The sequence below is a fragment of the Faecalibacterium gallinarum genome, assembly GCF_022180365.1.
GTDB classification, from domain to species: domain Bacteria; phylum Bacillota; class Clostridia; order Oscillospirales; family Ruminococcaceae; genus Faecalibacterium; species Faecalibacterium gallinarum.
In genome coordinates, this window is the sequence record NZ_BQKV01000032.1 from 1 (window position 1) to 22,064 (window position 22,064).

Here is a 22,064-nt window from a genome sequence, read left to right on the forward strand (position 1 = left end):
ACTTGTGAATTATCTTGAGTATTACAACAACCGCAGAATTAAGACAAAACTAAAGGGCTTGCCGCCTGCTATTCACAGACAACAAGCCCTTTCGGCTGCTTAAACAATGTTTGCTTTCAAATATTGTCTAACTTTTTGGGGTCACTTCAGGAGCGAGCAGCGCGTCTTTTGAAAAATGGAAAACGAGATAGACCGTAAGCCGGGTTCTGTATTAAACGACGATCTGTCTAGGCCCGCCATTGCTGACGGGCTCGTGCCACCATCGGGACGCGCGAGCAGCGTTATATGTCCCATATAGGTGTTGCTTCCGGTAGGGTTTACAAAGCCGCATGGTCACCCATGCGCTGGTGAGCTCTTACCTCGCCCTTTCATCCTTACCGCATTGCTGCGGCGGTTTCCTTTCTGTTGCACTTTCCCTGGGGTCACCCCCGGCTGCCGTTAGCAGTTACCGTGCTCTGTGAGGCCCGGACTTTCCTCAGAGCGGTCAAAGCCGCCCCGCCGCCGTATGTTCCACTCGTTTTCCGCTCTTCATAATAGCATAAAAAAACAGGATTTGCAAGCTGGGGTATTTTTTGATATACTTAAGCTGTATTTTGTTTGGTTGAGGAGGCGGCGCGGAATGTGGCTGTATTTTCCGGTGCCGGTCACTCCGGCGGCAGAGGGGGGCGTATTGCTGCGCACTTTTCTGCGCCAGTGCGGCGTCTCCACCGACCTGGCCCGGGGGGTCAAATTCCAGGGCGGGGGCTTCTTTGCGGACGGGGCGCCGGTGCTGGCAAACCAGCGGGTTTACCCGGGGCAGGTGGTGTCCTTTGAACTGCCGCCGGAGGCAGGGGGCGTGGCTCCCCAGCCGGAGATCCCCCTTCGGGTGGCCCACGAGGACCCCTTTGCCCTGGTGCTGGACAAGCCCGCCGGGCTGGCGGTCCATCCCACCCTCAACTATCCCGGCGGAACCCTGGCCAACGGCTACGCGGCCTGGCGGGCTGCCCGGGGCCAAAGCCCGGTGTTCCGGCCGGTGAACCGGATCGACAAGGACACCAGCGGCCTTGTGCTGGCGGCCCAGAATACCTACGCCGCCCCGCTGCTGGCCCAGCACGTCCAAAAGCTCTATCTGGCAGTGGCCGAGGGGGAATTGCCCCTGGGGCCGGGGGTGATCGACGCACCCATCGGCCGGCGGGGGGATAGCATCATTGGCCGGTGCGTTACCCCCGAGGGCAAGCCCAGCCGCACCGAGTATACCATATTAAAAGCGGAACGGGGGCTGAGCCTGGCGGCCTGCGTGCCGGTGACCGGCCGCACCCACCAGATCCGGGTACACTTTTCTTCCATCGGGCACCCTCTGGCGGGGGACGAGCTCTACGGCGGCAGCCGGGAGCGGATCGGACGCCAGGCCCTCCACTGTGCGAAGCAGACCTTTTTCGTCCCGGCGGGGCAGAAAGTGGAGGATGGGTTCCGGTTCGAGACGCCCCTGCGGCTGGAACCTGTCACGGTGGAAAGCCACCTGCCCGAGGATATGCAGGCCCTTTTTTCGTGAAAACTCGGTGAAAAGTGCGTGAAACCTTTGACCAAATTCTGTGGGAACGCTTGTCTCAGGGGAGGCAGGGTGTATAATTTAACTTAACTGGCAGGCAGCCCGGCCGATTGGCGCCGGGGCTGCGGCCGCTGCCCGGGGGCAGCATCCCATCAAGCCAATCAGGAAGGAGAAACCCTTTTGATCGAAGAAAAGACACGAGAGCCGCAGCAGGAGGCCCCTTCCGCCCCGCAGCGGCCCTCAACTGGAAAAGAAAAACTGCGCTCACTCTGGGCGCGGCTCGAGTGCGTCGGCGTGCTGCGCCGCCACCGGATCCGTAATGGTGCAAAGCGTGGGATGGGCCGGGCGCTTCGGCTGCTGGTCTCAAACCCGTTCTTACATAAACTGGGCGGGATGCTCTATGCCCTGGGCTTTGCCGGGGAGTATACCACGGTCCGCATCGGCCGGGCCATCCGTGCGGCGGCCTTCTGGACCGGCCGCACCTTCTGGACAGAGCTTTCCAACATCATCCAGATGGCCTTCCCGGAGGTCAAACTGGTTCTCAAGGAACTGTTTGGCCCCTTTTATATCTTCTTCCGCGGATTGCGGAACATCTACCTCTACGGCCGCCAGATCCGCCGGGAAAAGGGGCTTGGCGCCGCTGTCCGGGAGAGCCTGTGCTACCTGGGCCGGGGCGTGATGCGGTATGTGGGCCTTTTGCCCCGGACCGCCGCCTATATTCTGCCTCTGTGCGCCCTGGGCCTGCTGGTGGTCGTGGTGCGCTATGTAATCAGCCAGCCCTATACCCTGGCCGTTCAGGTGGACGGCGTCACAGTGGGCTATGTGGAGAACGAGGGCGTCTTTGACTCGGCCCGCGAGGCGGTGCTGGAGCGAATCAACTACGCCGGCGCCTCCCAGACCGAGTGGACCATCGAACCCACCTATACCCTGGCCGTGGCGGGGGATGTGATGGACGAACGCCAGATGGCGGATACCATCCTGCGCACCGCCAGCGATGAGATCAGCGAGGGCACAGCCCTCTACCTGGACGGGGAGCTGACGGCAGTCTGTGCCGACGGCGACCAGCTGCGCTACTACATCGACAGCCTGCTGGAACCCTATGAAAACGCCGACGACCCCAACCAGACTGTCAGCTTCAACCGGGAAGTCACTCTGGAGGACGGCATCTATTTTAACGAGAGCTTTAAGAGCTACGAGGACATCGTCAACTATCTCTCGGGCGTGCAGCAGGCCCAGAAGGTTTACACCGTCATGGAGGGAGACAGCATCAGCCTGATCGCCTCCAAGAACAACCTGACGGTGGCGGAACTCTGCGCCCTGAACACCGATATCGGCCTGAACATTGATTCGGCCATCTTCCCCGGCGACCAGATCATCGTCACCAAGGAAGAAGCTGTGCTGGAGATCCGGATCACCCGGACGGTCACCTGGGAGGAGGAAATCCCCTTCACCACCGAAAAATCCAGCTCCAGTGACTATGCCTTCGGCACCACCAAGACTATTCAGGAGGGCGAGCCCGGCATCCGCAGCATCACCGCCCAGAACGTCTACGACGAAAACGGCGTGCTGCTGGAACAGCAGATCCTCAGCAGCGAAGTGGTCAAGGAGGCTGTGCCCCGCAAGATTGTCACCGGCACAAAGCTCCCCAGCGGCAGCGTGGCCCAGGTGGGCAACGGCACCTTTATCTGGCCCGTGCCTCAGTATACCTATTGTTCCCGCTGGTATTCCAGCGGCCACAAGGGCGTGGATATCTGCGCCCCGGCAGGTACGCCCATCTACGCCTCTTCCAGCGGCGTTGTCACCAAGGCCGGCTATGAGCGGGCGGGCGCGGGCACCGGCTACGGCAACTCCATCATCATCAACCACGGCAACGGTTACTCGACCCTCTACTCGCACTGCTTGTCCCTGACCGTCTCGGCGGGCCAGGCGGTCAGCCAGGGCCAGCTGATCGGCTACGTGGGCAGCACCGGCCGTTCCACCGGCAACCACTGCCACTTCGAGATCCGCTACAACGGCAAGTATCTGCCCCCGCAGAACTACTTCAACAAGTAAACCGGGCGGCACAGGGCTGCCTGAAAATAAGAAAAGGAGCGATGTGTTATGTCTACTCCCCATATCAGCGCAGAGCCGGGCGATTTCGCCAAAACGGTTCTGATGCCGGGTGACCCCCTGCGCGCGAAATTCATTGCGGACACCTTCCTGCAGGACGTCCGGCAGGTGACCGGTGTGCGCGGGATGCTGGGTTTCACCGGTACCTATGAGGGCCGCCCCATCAGCGTTATGGGCAGCGGCATGGGAATGCCTTCCATCGGCATCTACTCCTACGAGCTGTTCAAGTTCTACGGCGTAGAGAATATCATCCGGATCGGCTCGGCGGGCAGCTATACCCCCAAAGCCAAACTGTTTGATGTGGTCCTCTCCACCGGCGCCGTCAGCGAGTCCAGCTACGCCCGGGTGCAGAGCGGCTACGACAAGGACTTCACCCTGCCCAGCGAGAGCCTGAACGAGAAGCTCCGCGCCTCGGCCCAGAAGCAGGGCATCCCCCTGATCGAGGGCAACATCCATTCTTCGGACGTGTTCTACCGCCAGCCCTCGGACGAAAAACCCACCTACTGGGAAAAGCTGCGGGACGAGCGGGGCTGCCTGTGCGTGGAGATGGAGAGCTTCGCCCTCTTTGCCAACGCCCAGGCCCTGGGCAAGAACGCCGCCTGCCTGCTGACCATCTCGGACAGCTTTGTCTCCCCCGAGATCACCACCGCAGAGCAGCGCCAGAAGAGCTTTACCGATATGATGAAGATCGCGCTGGAAGCAGAGTATTGAGCCCCCAGCCCGAACACAAGGAGGCGAAACCGGATGACCCAGCTGACACAAGAGCAGAAACAGGAGCTGATCCGCGCCGCACTGGAGGCGCGCACCCGGGCGGTGGCACCTTACAGCCGGTTCACGGTGGGGGCGGCGCTGCGGGCCGAGGATGGCCGGGTGTTTACCGGCTGCAACATCGAGAACGCGGCTTTTACCCCCACCAGCTGCGCCGAGCGGACGGCCCTGTTCAAGGCCGTGAGCGAGGGCGTGACCCGCTTTACCGATGTGGCCGTGGTGGGCGCGCGGATCGGGGAGGTCAACACCCTGGTCACCGCCCCCTGCGGAGTCTGCCGTCAGGCCCTGTTTGAGTTCTGCGGCCCGGACCTGAACGTCATTATGGCCAGGACGCCCGAGGACTTTATCGAGCGGAGCCTGGGGGAGCTTCTGCCCTTCGGCTTCGGCCAGGCCAACGTTTTGTGAGAAATGTGTGATACGGCGGATTTCCCGACGGGTTTTCTGTTGGGGTTGGCGGAATATTGTAAAGAAATTGTAATAGAAAACGACTTGCGTCTGACAAAATTTGCCGTTATACTTAAAGACGGAATGCGACAGATTGCACATTCCCACAGAAAAAAGTTTGTTAAAGTTGATCGTATACAAAGGAGAGAGTTCTTATGAGCATGATTTCTCGTCGTAAGTTTATGGCAGTGGCCGGCGCGACCGCTGTTGTCTCCGCTCTGGCTGCCTGCGGCAGCTCTTCTTCCAGCACCAGCACCGCTGCTTCCACCGGTTCCAGCTCTGCTGCCGGTTCCGAGGCTGGCACCAAGGCTCTGAGCTACGTTGCTCTGTGCTGCGACACCGGCACCATTGATGACGAGAGCTTCAACCAGGCTTGCTGGGAAGCTGTCGAGAGCTACATGGGCACTGAGAACTGCCAGTACTACATCCCCGAGGCAGACGCTTCCGATGAGGACCGCGAGACCTTCATCCGTCAGGCTGTCAACGACGGCGCTGAGGTTGTCGTCTGCGTTGGCTACCTGTACGGCGCTTCTCTGGCTTGGGCTGCCGAGCAGTACCCCGACACCAAGTTCATCGCTGTGGACGTGACCCAGGCCGATATCGGCACCGACACCATCCCCGCCAACTGCTACTGCATCACCTTCAAGGAGGAGCAGGCTGGCTACCTGGCTGGTTACGCTGTCGCGAAGGACGGCTTCACCAAGCTGGGCTTCCTGGGCGGCATGGCTGTTCCCGCGGTTATCCGCTACGGCTACGGCTACATCCAGGGCATCGACGCTGCTGCTCAGGAGACCGGCAATGCCGTTGAGGTCAACTACTTCTACGGCGGCCAGTTCTACGGCGACGCCAACATCACCTCCCGTATGGAGGGCTGGTACTCCAACGGCACCGAGATCGTCTTCGCCTGCGGCGGCGGCATCTACACCTCCGCTCTGGAGGCTGCCGTCAAGAACAACGGCTATGTGGTCGGCGTTGACGTGGACCAGAACTACATCGGCGTGAACGGCGTTGAGGACGGCTCCTTCAGCTACAACCCCTTCATCACCTCTGCCATGAAGGGCCTGACCGAGTCTGTCAGCGACTCTCTGGCCAACATCGACGCAGGCGACTGGAGCTCCATCGCCGGCACCAACGGCAACTTCGGCCTGGAGGAGGGCGAGTACGTCGGCCTGCCCACCGCTGAGGGCAGCTGGAACTTCCGCACCTTCACCGTCGAGGAGTACGAGGCTGTCAAGGCCAAGATCGCCAGCGGCGAGGTTGTTGTGGACAACAGCAGCGAGGACAGTGTGAAGCCTACCACCAGCGATCTGGTCACTGTCAACTACATCCAGTAAGTTTTAGCTAAATATCCTATTCAGGCGGGGCGCTCATCCGGGCACCCCGCCTTTTTTGTGCCCTGAAAAAGGGGCAAGAATTGGCAAAAGTCACAATAAAAAGTATGACTTTTAACAAACCTTACCCAGAAAGTAAAAAAACGCTTGTGCAATGCGTCGGAAATACGGTATAATTAGGGCAATATAAATGCATGCCATTATGATGTGAAAGGAGAGTGAGCAGATTGGCAGAGGATTTTGTAATCGAAATGCTTCATATTACCAAGGAGTTCCCTGGCATCAAGGCAAACGATGATATCACCCTGCAGCTGCGCAAAGGCGAAGTTCATGCCCTGCTGGGCGAAAACGGTGCGGGCAAAAGTACCCTGATGAGCGTTTTGTTCGGCCTGTACCAGCCGGAGGCGGGCACCATCCGCAAAAACGGCAAGGAGGTACAGGTCCGCAACCCGAACGACGCCAACGCCCTGGGGATTGGCATGGTCCACCAGCATTTCAAGCTGGTGGAGTGCTTCTCGGTGCTGGACAACATTATTCTGGGCGTGGAGCCCAATAAACTGGGCTTTTTGCAGAAATCCGAAGCCCGCAAGAAGGTCGTGGAACTGAGCGAAAAGTACGGCCTGCGGGTGGATCCCGACGCCCTGATCGAGGATATCTCGGTGGGCATGCAGCAGCGCGTCGAGATCCTGAAGATGCTCTACCGGGACAATGAGATCCTGATTTTCGACGAGCCCACCGCCGTTTTGACTCCGCAGGAGATCGACGAGCTGATGGAGATCATGCGCGGGTTCAAGAAGGAGGGCAAGTCCATCCTCTTCATCACCCACAAGCTCAATGAGATTATGGCGGTGGCGGACCGCTGCACGGTTCTGCGCAAGGGCAAATACATGGGCACCGTGGAGATCGCCAAGACCACCAAAGAAGAGCTGTCCCGAATGATGGTGGGCCGCGATGTCCAGCTGGCTGTGGAGAAAGAGCCCGCCCACCCCGGCGACGTGGTGCTGGATGTGCAGGGCGTGACCATGTACAATGCCGCCCACAAGAAAAACTCGGTCAATAATGTCAGCTTCCAGGTGCGGGCGGGCGAGATCGTCTGCCTGGCAGGCATCGAGGGCAACGGCCAGACCGAGTTTGTCTACGGCCTCACCGGCCTGGAAAAACTGGCCAGCGGCAAGATCCAGATGGACGGCAAGGATATCACGAGCGCCAGCATCCGCCAGCGCTCCAAGGACGGCATGAGCCATATCCCCGAGGACCGGCACAAGCACGGCCTGGTGCTGGATTACACCCTGGAAAAGAACATGGTGCTCCAGCGGTACTGGCAGCCCGAGTTCCAGAACCACGGCTTTATCCGTCAGGATAAAGTGCGGGAGTACTCCGACCGGCTGATCCAGCAGTACGACGTCCGCAGCGGCCAGGGCAGCCTGACCATCGCCCGGAGCATGTCGGGCGGCAACCAGCAGAAGGCCATCATCGCCCGTGAGATCGACCGCGACCCCAAGCTGCTGGTGGCAGTGCAGCCCACCCGCGGCCTGGACGTGGGCGCCATCGAGTATATCCACCGCCAGATCGTGGCCGAGCGGGACAAGGGCAAAGCCGTCTTGCTGGTCAGCCTCGAGCTGGACGAGGTCATGAATCTGTCCGACCGGATCCTCGTGATGTACGAGGGTGAGATCGTCGGCGAGTTTGACCCCAAGACCACCACCGTTCAGGAGCTGGGCCTGTATATGGCCGGCGCCCGCAAATAGGGGAAAGGGGAGTGAGCTTAGATGAATAAAAAGAAACTTTCCCATACGGGGATGCGGTCGTCCCTCACCAGTGTGCTGGCGGCGCTGCTCTGCATCCTGATCGGCCTTGTCTGCGGCTACCTGGTCCTGCTGGCCATCAACCCCGCCCACGCCTGGAGCGACGGCTTTGTCCGCATCCTGAAGGGCGGCTTCTACGATGCCCCCTACGGCATCGGCAAAATGCTGGCCAACGGCGCCCCCCTGGTGATGACCGGTTTGTCGGTGGCTTTTGCCTTTAAGACCGGCCTGTTCAACATCGGCGCGGCGGGCCAGTACACCCTGGGAGCCTTCGGCGCCCTCTACTGCGCCATCGTGCTCCATCTGCCCTGGTATGTGGGCCTGCTGGCCGCTACCATTATGGGCGGCCTGTGGGGCGCCATTCCCGGCATCTTCAAGGCCTATCTGAACATCAACGAGGTTATCACCTCCATCATGTTCAACTGGATCGGCCTGTATCTCGTCAACGAGATCATCTACGGCAACGGTATGGGCGTCATGTACGACTCCCGCAACACCCGCACCTGGAACCTGCGCAGGCTGGAAGGGGCGGAGGGCACCATGATTCCCGATTTCGGCCTGAATAAGGTGTTCCAGACCAACAGCACCACCATCGCCATCTTCCTGGCGGTGATTGTGGCCGTTTTGATCTGGGTCATCCTGGAAAAGACCACCTTCGGCTACGAGCTCAAGGCCGTTGGCCTGAACAAGAACGCCGCCCGTTACGCCGGCATCAACGAGAAGAAGAACATCATCCTCTCCATGATGATCGCCGGCGCTCTGGCCGGGTTCGGCGCGGGCCTGTTCTACCTGTCCGGCGTGTCCGAGTGGAACCCCCTGAACTCCACCAGCCTGCCCGCCATGGGCTTCAACGGCATCTCGGTGGCCTTGCTGGCCAGTTCCAACCCCATCGCCACCATCTTCTCGGCCATCTTCATCTCCCACATCACGGTGGGCGGTTCTTTCCTTTCCACCAAGTATTACCCCACTGAGGTGGCCGACCTGATCAGTGGCATTATCATCTACCTGTGCGCCTTCTCGATGCTGTTCCGCGGCAAGATCCACGGTCTGCTGTTCGGCGGCAAGCGGGCGGACAAGACCAACGTAAACGCTGAGCCTGCCCCTGCGGCCCAGAAAAAGGAGGGCAAGTGATATGCTGTTGCTGATTAAATATACCCTGCTGTATGGCATCGTCCTGATGCTGGTGGCTCTGGGCGGCATGTTCAGCGAGCACTCCGGCATCATCAACATCGCGCTGGAGGGCATCATGGTTATCGGCGGCGTGGCGGGTGTCCTCACCCTGACGCTGCTGCCCCCCAGTATGTCCCCGGTGCTGGTGGTGATCCTCTCCATCCTGATGGCGGCTCTGGCCGGCATGGTCTATTCGCTGCTCTTGGCCTTCGCTTCCATCAACCTGAAAGCCGACCAAACCATCGGCGGCACAGCCCTGAACCTGCTGGCGACAGCCATCGCCGTGGTTGTGGCCAAGTATTTCAGCGAGAGCGGCAGCGCCAAGCTGAACTACTCCAACAAGCCTTTCCTGTTCACCGTCGGCGGGGTGGAGCTGAGCGTCTTTGTTCCCCTGGGCTTTGTGCTGCTGATCATCAGCTTCATCGTCCTGTACAAGACCCGGTTCGGCCTGCGGCTGCGGGCCTGCGGCGAGCACCCCCAGGCCGCCGACTCGGTGGGCATCAACGTCTACAAGATGCGGTACGCGGGCGTGCTGCTGTCGGGCGCCCTGGGCGCCATCGGCGGCATGGCCTATATCGTTCCCCCCGTCCAGACCTGGAACTTTGAGGTCGGCGTGGCGGGCGCAGGCTTCCTGGCCCTGGCGGTTATGATCTTCGGCCAGTGGAAACCTCTCCACATCTGCGGCGCGGCCATGTTCTTCGCCGTGTTCAAGAGCCTGGCCAACATCGCGGACTCCACCTTCCTGGCACAGCTGGGCTGGTCCAGCAATATCTACAACATGATGCCCTTCGTGGCTTCGATGGTCATTCTGGCGTTTACTTCCAAGAACAGCATGGCCCCCAAGGCCGAGGGTATCCCCTACGATAAGGGCTCCCGTTAAGGGAACAAATACCCCCAAAAACACCAAGTGGCGGCACAGCGGCAGAAGGACGGCTGTGCCGCCTTTTGTCTGTGAAAATATGGCACAATCTTCCAACTTCACCTTGCATTTTGGTAAAAGTATGACTATACTGGAACCAGAAAAACGACCGTTTGACCTGCTGCGGGGCTCTGGCCCGGCGGCGCAAAGGACAGGAGATGAGACCATGCGGATCTATGATTTGATCGCAAAGAAACGGGACGGCGGAACCCACGACCGGGCCGAGCTGGAAATGATCGTCAACGGCTATGTCCGGGGCGAGGTGGCCGACTACCAGATGGCCGCCTGGATGATGGCGGTCTATCTGCGGGGCATGACCCCCCAGGAGACCGCCGACCTGACCGACATCATGGCGCGCAGCGGCGAGATGGTGGATCTTTCCCCCATTCCGGGGATCAAGGTGGACAAACACTCCACCGGCGGCGTGGGGGATAAAACCACCCTGGTAATTGCGCCCCTAGTGGCGGCCTGCGGGGTCAAGATCGCCAAGATGAGCGGCCGGGGCCTGGGCCACACCGGCGGCACCATCGACAAGATGGAGAGCGTGCCCGGCACCCGCACCGCCCTGTCTCAGGAAGAGTTCTTCGCCCAGGTGAACCGGATCGGTCTGTCGGTCATCGGCCAGAGCGAGGGAATCGCCATCGCGGACAAAAAGATGTACGCCCTGCGGGACGTGACCGCCACCGTCAGCTGCATCCCCCTGATCGCCTCCAGCATTATGTCCAAAAAGCTGGCCTCCGGCTCGGACGCCATCCTGCTGGACGTCACCACCGGCACCGGCGCCTTTATGAAGACGGTGGAGGACAGCATCCGGCTGGCCCAGCAGATGGTGGAGATCGGCACCCGGAACGGCCGCCGGGTGGCCGCCCTCATCACCGATATGGATACCCCTCTGGGCCACAACATCGGCAACAGCCTGGAAGTGATGGAGAGCATGGAGGTGCTCAAGGGCCGGGGGACCGCCGACCTGACCGAGGTTTGTTTGCAGCTGGCCGCCAACATGCTGGTTCTGGCGGACAAGGGTACCCGGGAAGAGTGCCGGGCCATGGCCCAGGCGGCCATTGCGGACGGCAGCGGCTTTGCGAAATGCAAGGAGATGTTCGCAGCCCAGGGCGGTGATACCCGGGTTTTGGAGGATTACAGCCTCTTTGCCCAGCCCGCGGCCCGGTATGAGCTGCTGGCCGAACAGGACGGCTACATTGTGGCCAACGACGCCGAGAAGATCGGCAGCGCCAGCGTGCTGCTGGGTGCGGGCCGGCTCAAGAAGGGCGATCCCATCGACTATGCCGCCGGCATCATCCTGCACAAAAAGCGGGGCGATTATGTCCACAAGGGCGAGAGCCTGGCCACCTTCCTGGGCGACCCGGCAAAATTTGCAGCGGCGGAAGAGGAATACCGCAGCGGTCTCGCCTACGGCGAGAACCCGCCCGCCGAGGCACCGCTGGTCTACGCCCTGGTCACCAAGGACGGGGTAGAGCGGTTCTGATTCTTCTCCCCCTATGCCCCCCGCGGACGGAGACAAGCCGCCGGGGGCATTTTTGCGGAAAGATGTGGAATTTTCGGGTCGTATATGTTACAATCAAACCAGTTTGAGCTGGGCGGCGGGAGCGCCGCCCGCTCTTTTTCATAAGAACGGAAAGAGGAAGGAATCCAGGGAATGCAAATTATTCTTGTGGGCGGCGGAAAGGTCGGCGTGGCGCTGGCGCGCCAGCTTTGTGAGGAGGGCCACAATGTCACGGTGATCGACATAAACAAAGCCCGGGTGGAGCACATCGTCGAGCGGTACGATGTAATGGGCGTTGTGGGCAACGGTACCTCCATCAGCACCCTGTCGGAGGCGGGCATCGAGAACACCGATGTGTTCATCGCCATCACCGGTTCGGACGAGCTGAACCTGCTCTGCTGCATGTTCGCCAAAAAGGCGGGCAGCCGCCACACCATCGCCCGGGTGCGCAACCCGTCGTACAGCCATGAGCTGGACTTTATCCGGCACCAGATCGGCATCTCGGCCATCATCAACCCCGAAATGGCAGCCGCCAAGGAGATTTCCCGGCTGCTGCGGTTCCCCGGGGCCAGCAAGATCGACACCTTCGCCGAGGGGCGGGTCCAGCTGATCAAAGTTCCCCTGACCGGGGCCCAGAATCTGGACGGGGTGGCCATCCGGGAGATCCCCGCCAAACTCAAGAGCGATATTCTGGTCTGTGCGGTGGAACGGGGAGCCGAAGTGATCATCCCGGACGGCAATTTTGTCCTCCGCAGCGGGGATGTGGTTACCTTTTTGGCGACCCCCGAGAAGGCACATCAGTTTTTCGTCACCATCGGGCTGCCGGTCCGCCCGGTGCGCAACGCCATGATTGTGGGCGGCGGCGCCATCTGCTATTACCTCAGCCAGGAGCTGCTGGAAAACCGGGTCCGGGTGCGGATCGTAGAGCGGAACCCTGAGCGCTGCGCCGAGCTGGCTCAGGAGCTGCCGGGGGCCCAGATCCTCTGCGAGGACGGCTCCAACCGGGAGTTCCTTCTCTCGGAGGGGCTGGGCTCCGCCGAGGCCTTTGTGGCCCTGACCAACATCGACGAGGAAAATGTCCTTCTGGCCCTCTTTGCCAAAAAGCACTCCCAGGGCAAACTGGTGACCAAGATCAACCGGCTGGAGTTCGACGATATCCTGGGCGGGCTGGATCTGGGCAGCACCATCTACCCCAAGTATATGACCTGCGACTACATCGTCCAGTATGTCCGGGCCCTCCAGAACGAGGCGGGCAGCAACATTAAGACCCTCTACCGGATTCTGGATGACCGGGTGGAGGCTTTGGAGTTCACGGTCCATGAGAACAGCCCCGCCACCGGAGTACCCCTGAGCCGGATGCGGCTCAAGCCGAATCTTTTGCTCTGCTGCATCACCCGGGGGGACCGGATCATCATTCCCCGGGGCGGCGACCAGATCCAGGTGGGGGACAACGTCATCGTGGTCACCCTGGAACACGGCCTGCACGATTTGCGGGATATCCTGGCAGATTAAGGGGGCGGCGGCATGAACTATGCGATTGTATTCCGCCTTCTGGGGGATATCCTCCTCTGTGAGGCGGCTCTGCTGCTTTTGCCGGCGCTGACCAGCGTGATCTACGGCGAGTGGTTTATCCTGGCGGTGTTCTTGTTCACCGCCTGCCTGTGCGCCCTGTTTGGACTGCTGCTGCGGCAGATCAAGGCCAAAAGCGATATCTTTTATATGCGGGAGGGTTTTGTCACCACGGCCCTGAGCTGGATCGTCATCAGCGTGATGGGGGCGGTGCCCTTTGTGATTTCGGGGGCCATCCCGGACCCCATTGAGGCGCTGTTCGAGACGGTGTCGGGGTTCACCACCACCGGCGCCAGCATCCTGGCCGAAGTGGAGGATCTGCCCAAAGGCATCCTGTTCTGGCGCAGTTTTACCCACTGGATTGGGGGCATGGGCGTCCTGGTCTTTCTGCTCACCCTGCTGCCCCTGACCGGCGGCTCCCACATCAACCTGATGAAAGCCGAAAGCCCCGGCCCCCAGGTGGAAAAACTGGTGCCCAAGGTCCAGTCCACCGCCAAGATCCTCTACGGCATCTACTTCACCCTGACAGCGGTGCAGGTGATCCTGCTGCTGGCGGGCGGGATGCCCTTTTTCGATGCCCTGCTGACCTCCTTCGGCACGGCGGGCACCGGCGGCTTCGGGATCAAAAACGACAGCATGGCCGGTTACTCCACCTATGTGCAGGTGATTGTCACCCTCTTTATGATCCTCTTCGGGATCAACTTCAATGCCTATTTCCTCATCCTCCTGGGCAAATTCCGCCGTGCCGCCGCCATTGAGGAGGTGCGCTGCTATCTGGCCATCATCCTGGCGGCCATCGCGGTAATCACCTGGAACGCCCGGGACTTCTTCGACAGCCTGGGCCGTGCGGTGCAGCAGGCGGCGTTCCAGGTGGCATCCATCATCACCACCACCGGCTTTTCCACCTGCGATTTCAACCTCTGGCCCGCCACATCCCGCAGCGTGCTAGTGCTGCTGATGTTTGTGGGCGCCTGCGCGGGGAGCACGGGCGGCGGCATCAAAGTCAGCCGGCTTTTGATCCTCTGCAAGACCATTGTCAAGGAGATCCGCCAGGCCCTCCACCCCCAGGTGGTGGCCCCGGTTCGGATGGACGGCAAGCTGATCCCCCACGAAACCGTCCGGGCCACCAATGTGTTCCTGGTCACCTACATGATTATCTTTACCTTCTCGGTGCTGCTGGTGAGCCTGGACGGCAATGAGCTGGCCACCAACTTTACCGCGGTGGCCGCCACCCTGAACAACATCGGCCCCGGCCTGGAAATGGTGGGCCCCATGGAGAACTTCTCCCTCTTTTCCAGCCCGGCCAAACTGGTGCTGATCTTCGACATGCTGGCGGGGCGGCTGGAGCTGTTCCCGATTCTGGTCCTCTTTGCACCGGACACCTGGCGCCGCTTTTAACCCCGTTTTAAACCAAAAGAAAGCCCTCTGTGGAAAACCACAGGGGGCTTTTTGGTTGTGTTGGGGCGCTCAGCGGGAGGCATACTCTTCCTGGGCGCGGTATTGCAGGGCTTCCAGCAGGGCTTCTTCCTCAATGAGGGTCTGCCCGGCCAGGTCGGCGATGGTACGGGCCACCCGGAGCAGCCGGTCATGGGCCCGGGCCGAGAGGCCCAAAGCGTCGTAGGAGGCCCGGAGCAGCTGTTGGGCGGCGGGGGTCATCCGGCAGATCCGCCGCACCTGCCCTGCCGAGAGCTGGGCGTTGCAGAGTACCCCCTCGTACCCGGGGGCGGCGTACCGTTTGGCCTGGATCTGGCGGGCGGCCAGCACCTGACGGCGGAGGGAGGCGCTAGACTCCCCCTGACCGGCGCTGTGGAGCTCGTCGAAGGCGATGGGGTCCATCTCGACGCAGAGGTCGATCCGGTCCAGCAAAGGCCCCGAAACCCGGCTGCGGTACTGCCGCACCGCGCTGGGGGAGCAGGTACAGGGCCGGGTGGGGTGGCCGTAGTAACCGCATTTGCAGGGGTTCATGGCCGCCACCAACTGGAACCGGCTGGGGTAGGTGGCGCTGCCTGCGGCCCGGCTGATGGTGATTTCCCCATCTTCCATGGGCTGGCGGAGCACTTCCAGACTCTCCCGGGGGAACTCGGGCAGTTCGTCCAAAAACAGGACCCCCGCATTGGCCAGACTGCACTCCCCGGGGCGGAACTGGCTGCCGCCGCCGGAGAGGGCCACCGGGCTGGCCGAGTGATGGGGACTGCGGAAGGGCCGGGCAGTGATCAGGCCGCCGCCCCCGGGCAGCTGCCCCGCCACCGAGTAGATTTTGGTGGTCTCCACCGATTCGGCCCGGCTGAGGGGCGGCAGGATGCCGGGCAGCCGTTTGGCCAGCATGGATTTGCCGGTGCCGGGGGCGCCGATCAGAAGGATGTTGTGTCCCCCCGCCGCGGCGATGACCATAGCCCGCCGGGCCACCGACTGGCCCAGCACGTCGGCGAAGTCGGGCAGATTGTCCCAGCTGCTGGCCGGGTCGAAGGGGATGGGCTCCGCCGGGGCCAGGGGCTGGACCCCTTGCAGGGCGTCCACCACCTGACGCACATTCTGGGCGGGGTAGACCTTCATGCCGGTGTCGCCGCAGGCCTCGGCGGCTTCGGCGGCGTTTTCGGCGGGCAGGTAGAGGGCTTTGACCCCGCTTTCGGCGGCGGTGAGGGCCATGGGCAGAACGCCGGTTACCGGCCGGAGGGTGCCGTCCAGGGCCAGCTCCCCGAGAAAGGCCGTGCCCGGGGCGGGCGGGTTAATCTGGCCCGAGGCCGCCAGCACCGCCAGCAGCAGGGGCAGGTCATAGACCGGGCCGGTTTTCCGGACGCTGGCGGGGGCTAAGTTGATGGTGATCCGCCGGTCCGGCCAGCGAAACCCCAGGTTCTTGGCGGCGGTGCGCACCCGGTCGCCGCTTTCCCGGACCGCCGAGTCCGGCAGCCCCACAATGGAAAAGGCGGGCAGGCCCCCCGAGACATCGGCCTCGACTTCCACCGCAAAACCCGCCAGGCCATTTAACCCAAAGCTCTTTAAAACAGAATACATAGCCCGCCCCTTTATCTCCGCCGGTGAGGACCTTTTTCTATGAGAAAATGGAAAAAATTGGAATTTTGTGCCATCGTTCGACGGATTTTTTTCTTAAAATCCATTATATTAAGGGCACAGGCAGATGTCAATGCCGGAAAAGGAGTGTAGGAAATCATGGAAAATCAGGAAATCTTTCGCTTCGAGCGCGGCTACTCGGAGCTGGAAGGGCTGCAGCAGGCCCATCGGATGATCTACTGTGCCCGCCGCACGCCGGAGGGGATTGTGCTGGAGCTGGCGGTACAGCAGGCCGGGAAAACCGAGCGCTGCGCTCTGCTGTGCCGGAATCTCGAGGAAAAACGGGCCGGGGATCTGCTGCTCTATTTCTGCGAGAATGGGGTGGACCCGTTCCAGTGCCTGGACGTGCTGGAAGAGCTGGGCCAGTCCTACGAAGAACTGTGAAGAGCGCGAACCTATATTTTGTGTCTTTTGCTGGTTTTAGGGCCAAAAACTTGGTACACAATACAGAATTGACAGGGCAGACGGGAGAGTTTATATTATAAATAGTTATGGGAATTTCTATAAAAACCCTGAAATTTTACAAAAGGTAAGGTGTGCAACATGTATCTTGATGAATACAAGCGCTGGCTGGCAGCAGACCTTGAGGATGCTGATCTCAAGCCGGAACTGGCAAAGATCGAAGGCAACGAGGAAGAGATCAAGGACCGTTTCGCCGTGGCTTTGAAGTTCGGCACCGCGGGTCTGCGCGGCGTGCTGGGCGCGGGCACCAACCGGATGAATATTTATGTTGTCCGTCAGGCGACCCAGGGCCTGGCCAACTGGGTCAAGACCCAGGGCGGCACCCAGACCGTGGCCATCAGCTACGACAGCCGTCTGAAGAGCGACGTCTTCGCCAAGACCGCTGCGGGCGTCTTGGCTGCCAACGGCATTAAGGTTCGGATCTACGACGCTCTGATGCCCGTCCCCGCCCTGAGCTTTGCCACCCGGTATTATCAGTGCAATGCCGGCATCATGGTCACCGCTTCTCATAACCCGGCCAAGTACAACGGCTACAAGGCCTATGGCCCGGACGGCTGCCAGATGACCGACGACGCAGCTGCCATCGTCTACGACGAGATCCAGAAGACCGATGTGCTGACCGGCGCCAAGTACATTTCTTTCGCCGAGGGCGTGGAGCAGGGCCTGATCCGCTTTGTGGGCGATGACTGCAAGGATGCTCTCTACCAGGCCATCGAGGCCCGCCAGGTTCGCCCCGGTCTGTGCAAGACCGCCGGCCTCAAGCTGGTGTACAGCCCCCTGAACGGCTCCGGTCTGGTGCCCGTCACCCATGTCCTGAACGACATCGGCATCACCGATATCACCATTGTTCCCGAGCAGGAGTATCCCAACGGCTACTTCACCACCTGCTCCTACCCCAACCCCGAGATCTTCGAGGCTCTGAAGCTGGGCCTGGAGCTGGCCAAGGAGTGCGGCGCCGACCTGATGCTGGCCACCGACCCCGACGCCGACCGTGTGGGCATCGCCATGAAGTGCCCCGACGGCAGCTATGAGCTGGTCTCGGGCAACGAGATGGGCGTTCTGCTGCTGGACTACATCTGCGCCGGCCGGATCGAGAAGGGCACCATGCCCAAGAATCCGGTGGCCGTCAAGTCCATCGTTTCCACTCCGCTGGCCGACGCAGTGGCCGCACACTACGGTGTGGAGCTGCGCAGCGTCCTGACCGGCTTCAAGTGGATCGGCGACCAGATCGCCAGCCTGGAGGCTGCCGGTGAGGTGGAGCGCTTCATCTTCGGCTTCGAGGAGAGCTACGGCTACCTGGCCGGCCCCTATGTCCGGGATAAGGACGCCGTCATCGGTTCCATGCTGATCTGCGAGATGGCTGCCTACTACCGCAGCATCGGCTCTTCCATCAAGCAGCGCCTGGAGGAGATCTACCAGCAGTATGGCCGCTACCTGAACAAGGTGGACAGCTTCGAGTTCCCCGGCCTGACCGGTATGGACAAGATGGCCTCCATCATGCAGAACCTGCGCGACAACCCGCCCGCAGAGTTCGCCGGCTACAAGGTCACCAAGGTCACCGACTACGAAAAGCCCGAGGAGACCGGCCTGCCCTCCGCCAACGTCCTGATCTACACCCTGGAAGGCGGCGCCACCGTGGTGGTCCGTCCCTCCGGCACCGAGCCCAAGATCAAGACCTACTTCACCACCCTGGGCAAGGACCTGGCCGAGGCCCAGGCTCAGAAAGACAAACTGGCCGCCGCTCTCAAGCCCATCCTGGCCTGATGACCGCCGCCGGTTGAACCGGTAACCCATCCCCCCGTCTGGCATACCGCCGGGCGGGGGGATTTTTTCTTTGTTCGGGCGGCCGGGGCCGGGGCCCGGGTGTTGCAGTTTGCTTTTTCATACGTTATAATATTAAACGTATTGTTGTATCCAGTGGAAACCGGCGGCCCGGAACGGCCGCATAAGGCAGGTGTTTCGATTGAATAAAACTGTTTCGGCCGTGTTGGTGGCGGCCGGTTCCTCCACCCGAATGGGGTTTGATAAACTGGCGTTTGATTTGGGGGGCGAGAGCGTGCTCCGGCGGAGCGTCCGCGCCTTTGAGACATGCCCCCTGGTGAGCGAAATTGTATTGGTGGCGGGCAAAAACGCCGATTGGCTCCGGGCCGAAACCGCGGACTGCACAAAACCGGTGAAGATTGTGCCCGGCGGGGCCACCCGGGCCGAGAGCGCCCGAAACGGGGTGCTGGCGGCGGCGGGGGAGCTGGTGGCTGTCCACGACGCGGCCCGGCCTTTTGTGAGCCAGGCGGTGATCACGGCGGCCCTTGAGGGGGCGGCCCGGTGGGGGGCTGCGGCTCCGGCGGTGCCAGTGAAAGATACGGTCAAGCTGGCGGACCCCGGCGACGGCAAGACGGTGCCGGAGGAATGTGTGGTGGAAAACACCCCCGACCGGAACCGGCTCTACGCCGTCCAGACCCCCCAGTGCTTTGAACGGCGGGAGTATCTGGCGGCCCTCGGGGAGCTGACGGGGGAAAACCTCCGCCGGATCACAGACGATTGCAGCCTGTTTGAGCTGACGGGGCGGCCGGTGCGGCTGACCCAGGGCGACTACGCCAATTTGAAGATTACCACCCGGGAGGATCTGCCCTGCCCGGCGAACAAAGGAGAGAAAAAGATGCGGATCGGGCACGGATACGACGTTCACCGGCTGGTGGAAGGGCGAAAGCTCATCCTCGGCGGGGTGGAGATCCCCTTTGAAAAAGGCCTTTTGGGCCACTCGGACGCCGACGTCCTGGCCCATGCAGTCATGGACGCGGTTCTGGGGGCGGCGGCCCTGGGGGACATCGGCCAGCATTTCCCCGACACCGACCCCGCCTACGCCGGGGCGGACAGCCTGGCTCTGGCCCGGGCTGTGGCGGCTATTTTGAAGGAACAGGGCTGGCGGATCGAAAACATCGATGCCACCATCCTCTGCCAGCGGCCCAAGCTGGCGCCCCATATCCCCGCCATGCGGGCGAACCTGGCGGCGGCTTTTGGGCTGGAGACTGGGGCGGTGAGCGTAAAGGCTACCACCGAGGAGCATCTGGGCTTCACAGGGGAGGGGCTGGGCATTGCGGCCCATGCGGTGGCCCTGATTGAGCGAATTTGAGAGGGAGCAGAGGGAGAGTAGGAACCGATGAACCTGAACGTAATCATCTCCAATTTTCAGACCTTCAAACTGGTAGACCTTTTGGACATTGTGATCGTAGCCTTTGTGGTCTATCAGCTCTTGGGGTTCATCAGCCGCACCCGCGCGGGCCAGCTGGCCCGGGGCGCGCTGATTGTGGTGCTGATCTATTTGATCGCGGCCACCCTGCATATGCGCACCATTACCTGGATTATGGATGCGCTGCTCCAGGTGGGTCTTCTGACCCTGGTGGTGGTCTTTCAGCCGGAGATCCGGCGTGCGCTGGAACAGATGGGCCAGACCGACCAGTGGATTTCCAAGGTGTTTTGGCGCAGCCGCCACAACGACCCCAGCCTGCGGGGCAGCTGGCGGAGCGCCATCATCGCCATCTGCGACGCAGCAGAGCGGTTTTCTGAGACCAAGACCGGCGCGCTGATCGTGCTGGAGCGGCGGACCAACCTCTCCGAGATTGTCCGCACCGGCACCCCCGTCAACAGCGAGGTGAATCTGGAAGTGCTGGGCACCATCTTCTACGAGGGCACCCCCCTGCACGATGGTGCAGCCATCATCGAGAACGGCCGGATCAAGGCGGCGGGCTGTGTGCTGCCCCTGTCCAACAACCTGGATCTGGGCAAAGATATGGGCACCCGCCATCGGGCCTGCCTTGGCATCGCCGAAAACTCGGACGCCATCGCCGTGGTGGTCAGCGAGGAGACGGGCATCATCTCCATGGCCAAAAATGGAGTGCTGATCCGGCATTTTGACCGCCAGTCCCTCTACACCCGCCTGATTGACGAGATGATTCCCAAAGAGCCGGTGACCGAAAAGGCCAAAACCATTGACGGCTGGAAGGAACAGGTCCAGCGGCTGGTGGAGCGGGTCACCAAAGGAAAGGAGGAAGAAAAATGAATCTGATTCCTTTTACGGGTAAACCCCAGGGCACCCCCGGCCCCACCCCAGGCAAATCCATCCTGGACGACCGCCGGGTCCGGCTGGCCATGGCCATTCTGCTGGCGATTCTGGGCTGGATGGTGGTTACCATCGTGGTTCAGCCCAACACCACCATCACCATGCGGAACGTCCCGGTGGATTACACCTATGACGCCACCACCTATACTTCCAAGGGGCTCAGCATCGTGGAGGCCCCCGAAAAGACGGTGGATCTGACTATCTCGGGCGATGGCTACACCATCGGCAACCTGACCCAGGACGATTTCGTGGTCTACCCCGACTGGTCCTCGGTGCGCAGCAGCGGCGAGAAAAACCTCTGGCTGCGGGTCCGCTGCGTCAACAGCTCGGTGGACGGCATCACCGTCTCCATCGCCGGGCCGGACAATACGGTGGATGTGGTCTTCGACGTGGTGGAGGAAAAGACCATGCCCATCCAGGTGAGCACCCTCTATCTGAAGGTGCGGGATGGCTATATCCTCTACAATACAGCCCTCTCGGCCGAGACGGTCACCCTCTCGGGCCCCAGCAGCGAGCTGAACCAGGTGGCCAGCTGCACCGCTGAGGTATCCTATTCGGAGGAGTTGCACAGCACCCAGACCCTGGAGACCAAGCTCCGCTTTTACAGCGAAAACGGCACCGAGATTCACTTCGACTACGTCACCCTCAGCCGGGAGAGCGTGGAGGTGACCCTGAGTGTCTACAAGCTGGCCCAGCTGCCGGTGAATGTCCGGTTCATCAACACCCCCCTGAACTTTGACGAGTCGGTGCTGGTCTACTCCATGAGCCAGACTTCCCTGCGGGTGGCCGGGCCGGAAAACGTCATCGACAACCTCAGCGAGCTGGCGGTGGGCACCATCGACCTTTCCACCTTTGCGCTGGATAAAGTCTACGAAATGCCCATCAGCCTGCCCAGCGGCATTGTCTGTCTGGACAACATCAAGACGATTTCGGTGAGCTTCGACTGCACGAATCTCTCCACCAAGGTGCTGAACCTGCCGGCCGAGTGCGTCCAGGTCATCAACCTGTCCTCCACCTACCAGCTGGAGGTGGAAACCGAGCGGTTGATGAACGTGGTGCTCTGCGGGCCCAAGGACGCGCTGGAAACCCTGACCGCCGAGCAGGTGGTGGTCCTCATCGACGCCAATGACTTCCCGGTGGTGCTGGGGCAGCAAAACATCGCTTGCAGCCTCTATGTGCCCTCCAACGGCAAGATTTTTGCCCTGGGCAGCTATATGATCCAGTGCCGGATCACCAGCAACTGAGCCGGCCAAGGCTGAAATAAAACAC

The 22,064-nt window shown here is 61.3% G+C and carries 18 protein-coding genes and 1 other RNA gene; 17 read left to right on the forward strand and 2 right to left on the reverse strand.

What is annotated here, in order from left to right:
* On the forward strand, positions 1-103 hold a 103-nt coding region (locus tag JCM17207_RS05390), incomplete at its 5' end, for an IS3 family transposase (protein ID WP_238316536.1).
* Between the two features lie 76 nt (positions 104-179).
* Here the strand turns inward: JCM17207_RS05390 and rnpB are convergent.
* Positions 180-517, reverse strand: an RNA gene (rnpB, locus tag JCM17207_RS05395) — RNase P RNA component class A.
* 102 nt (positions 518-619) lie between these two features.
* Here rnpB and JCM17207_RS05400 point away from each other — a divergent pair.
* The 11 genes from JCM17207_RS05400 (at position 620) to JCM17207_RS05450 (ending at position 14,545) form a co-directional block, all read left to right on the forward strand.
* Positions 620-1,531, forward strand: a complete 912-nt coding sequence (locus JCM17207_RS05400) for an RluA family pseudouridine synthase (RefSeq protein ID WP_238316604.1) — start codon at positions 620-622, stop codon at positions 1,529-1,531.
* A gap of 177 nt (positions 1,532-1,708) precedes the next feature.
* Positions 1,709-3,580, forward strand: a complete 1,872-nt coding sequence (locus tag JCM17207_RS05405) for a M23 family metallopeptidase (RefSeq protein WP_238316605.1) — start codon at positions 1,709-1,711, stop codon at positions 3,578-3,580.
* Positions 3,581-3,628: 48 nt separating this feature from the next.
* The gene (deoD, locus tag JCM17207_RS05410) at positions 3,629-4,348 is read left to right on the forward strand and encodes a purine-nucleoside phosphorylase (protein WP_238316606.1); all 720 of its coding nucleotides are present in this window, start codon (positions 3,629-3,631) and stop codon (positions 4,346-4,348) included.
* A gap of 33 nt (positions 4,349-4,381) precedes the next feature.
* The gene (locus tag JCM17207_RS05415; protein ID WP_238316607.1) at positions 4,382-4,810 is read left to right on the forward strand and encodes a cytidine deaminase; all 429 of its coding nucleotides are present in this window, start codon (positions 4,382-4,384) and stop codon (positions 4,808-4,810) included.
* A gap of 194 nt (positions 4,811-5,004) precedes the next feature.
* Positions 5,005-6,183 (forward strand): BMP family lipoprotein, encoded by a 1,179-nt coding sequence (locus tag JCM17207_RS05420; RefSeq protein ID WP_238316608.1) that lies wholly within the window; start codon positions 5,005-5,007, stop codon positions 6,181-6,183.
* 248 nt (positions 6,184-6,431) lie between these two features.
* The gene (locus tag JCM17207_RS05425) at positions 6,432-7,928 is read left to right on the forward strand and encodes an ABC transporter ATP-binding protein (protein ID WP_238316668.1); all 1,497 of its coding nucleotides are present in this window, start codon (positions 6,432-6,434) and stop codon (positions 7,926-7,928) included.
* 21 nt (positions 7,929-7,949) lie between these two features.
* Positions 7,950-9,116, forward strand: coding sequence for an ABC transporter permease (locus JCM17207_RS05430; protein ID WP_238316609.1), 1,167 nt, complete (start codon positions 7,950-7,952; stop codon positions 9,114-9,116).
* 1 nt (position 9,117) lies between these two features.
* Positions 9,118-10,035, forward strand: a complete 918-nt coding sequence (locus JCM17207_RS05435; RefSeq protein WP_238316610.1) for an ABC transporter permease — start codon at positions 9,118-9,120, stop codon at positions 10,033-10,035.
* Between the two features lie 205 nt (positions 10,036-10,240).
* Positions 10,241-11,560, forward strand: coding sequence for a thymidine phosphorylase (locus JCM17207_RS05440; RefSeq protein ID WP_238316611.1), 1,320 nt, complete (start codon positions 10,241-10,243; stop codon positions 11,558-11,560).
* A gap of 162 nt (positions 11,561-11,722) precedes the next feature.
* A complete protein-coding gene (trkA, locus tag JCM17207_RS05445) occupies positions 11,723-13,090 on the forward strand; it encodes a Trk system potassium transporter TrkA (RefSeq protein ID WP_309295403.1) in 1,368 nt (455 codons plus the stop codon).
* Positions 13,091-13,102: 12 nt separating this feature from the next.
* Entirely contained in the window at positions 13,103-14,545 is a 1,443-nt protein-coding gene (locus tag JCM17207_RS05450; RefSeq protein ID WP_238316613.1) for a TrkH family potassium uptake protein, read from the forward strand.
* A gap of 69 nt (positions 14,546-14,614) precedes the next feature.
* On the opposite strand, the gene JCM17207_RS05455 is transcribed toward JCM17207_RS05450, so the two are convergent.
* Positions 14,615-16,159 (reverse strand): YifB family Mg chelatase-like AAA ATPase, encoded by a 1,545-nt coding sequence (locus tag JCM17207_RS05455; protein WP_238316614.1) that lies wholly within the window; start codon positions 16,157-16,159, stop codon positions 14,615-14,617.
* Positions 16,160-16,315: 156 nt separating this feature from the next.
* Between JCM17207_RS05455 and JCM17207_RS05460 the strand changes: the two genes are divergently transcribed.
* From JCM17207_RS05460 to JCM17207_RS05480, 5 genes are all read left to right on the forward strand, one after another.
* Positions 16,316-16,600 carry a hypothetical protein gene (locus JCM17207_RS05460; protein WP_238316615.1) on the forward strand — a complete coding sequence of 95 codons (285 nt, stop codon included), beginning with the start codon at positions 16,316-16,318 and terminating at the stop codon, positions 16,598-16,600.
* 159 nt (positions 16,601-16,759) lie between these two features.
* Positions 16,760-18,442, forward strand: coding sequence for a phospho-sugar mutase (locus tag JCM17207_RS05465; protein ID WP_238316616.1), 1,683 nt, complete (start codon positions 16,760-16,762; stop codon positions 18,440-18,442).
* Positions 18,443-18,641: 199 nt separating this feature from the next.
* The gene (gene ispF, locus JCM17207_RS05470) at positions 18,642-19,808 is read left to right on the forward strand and encodes a 2-C-methyl-D-erythritol 2,4-cyclodiphosphate synthase (RefSeq protein WP_238316669.1); all 1,167 of its coding nucleotides are present in this window, start codon (positions 18,642-18,644) and stop codon (positions 19,806-19,808) included.
* 27 nt (positions 19,809-19,835) lie between these two features.
* A complete protein-coding gene (gene cdaA, locus JCM17207_RS05475; protein ID WP_238316617.1) occupies positions 19,836-20,735 on the forward strand; it encodes a diadenylate cyclase CdaA in 900 nt (299 codons plus the stop codon).
* The gene (locus JCM17207_RS05480) at positions 20,732-22,039 is read left to right on the forward strand and encodes a CdaR family protein (protein ID WP_238316618.1); all 1,308 of its coding nucleotides are present in this window, start codon (positions 20,732-20,734) and stop codon (positions 22,037-22,039) included. The genes cdaA and JCM17207_RS05480 overlap by 4 nt, the downstream gene beginning before the upstream one ends.
* The last annotated feature ends 25 nt before the right edge of the window (positions 22,040-22,064 follow it).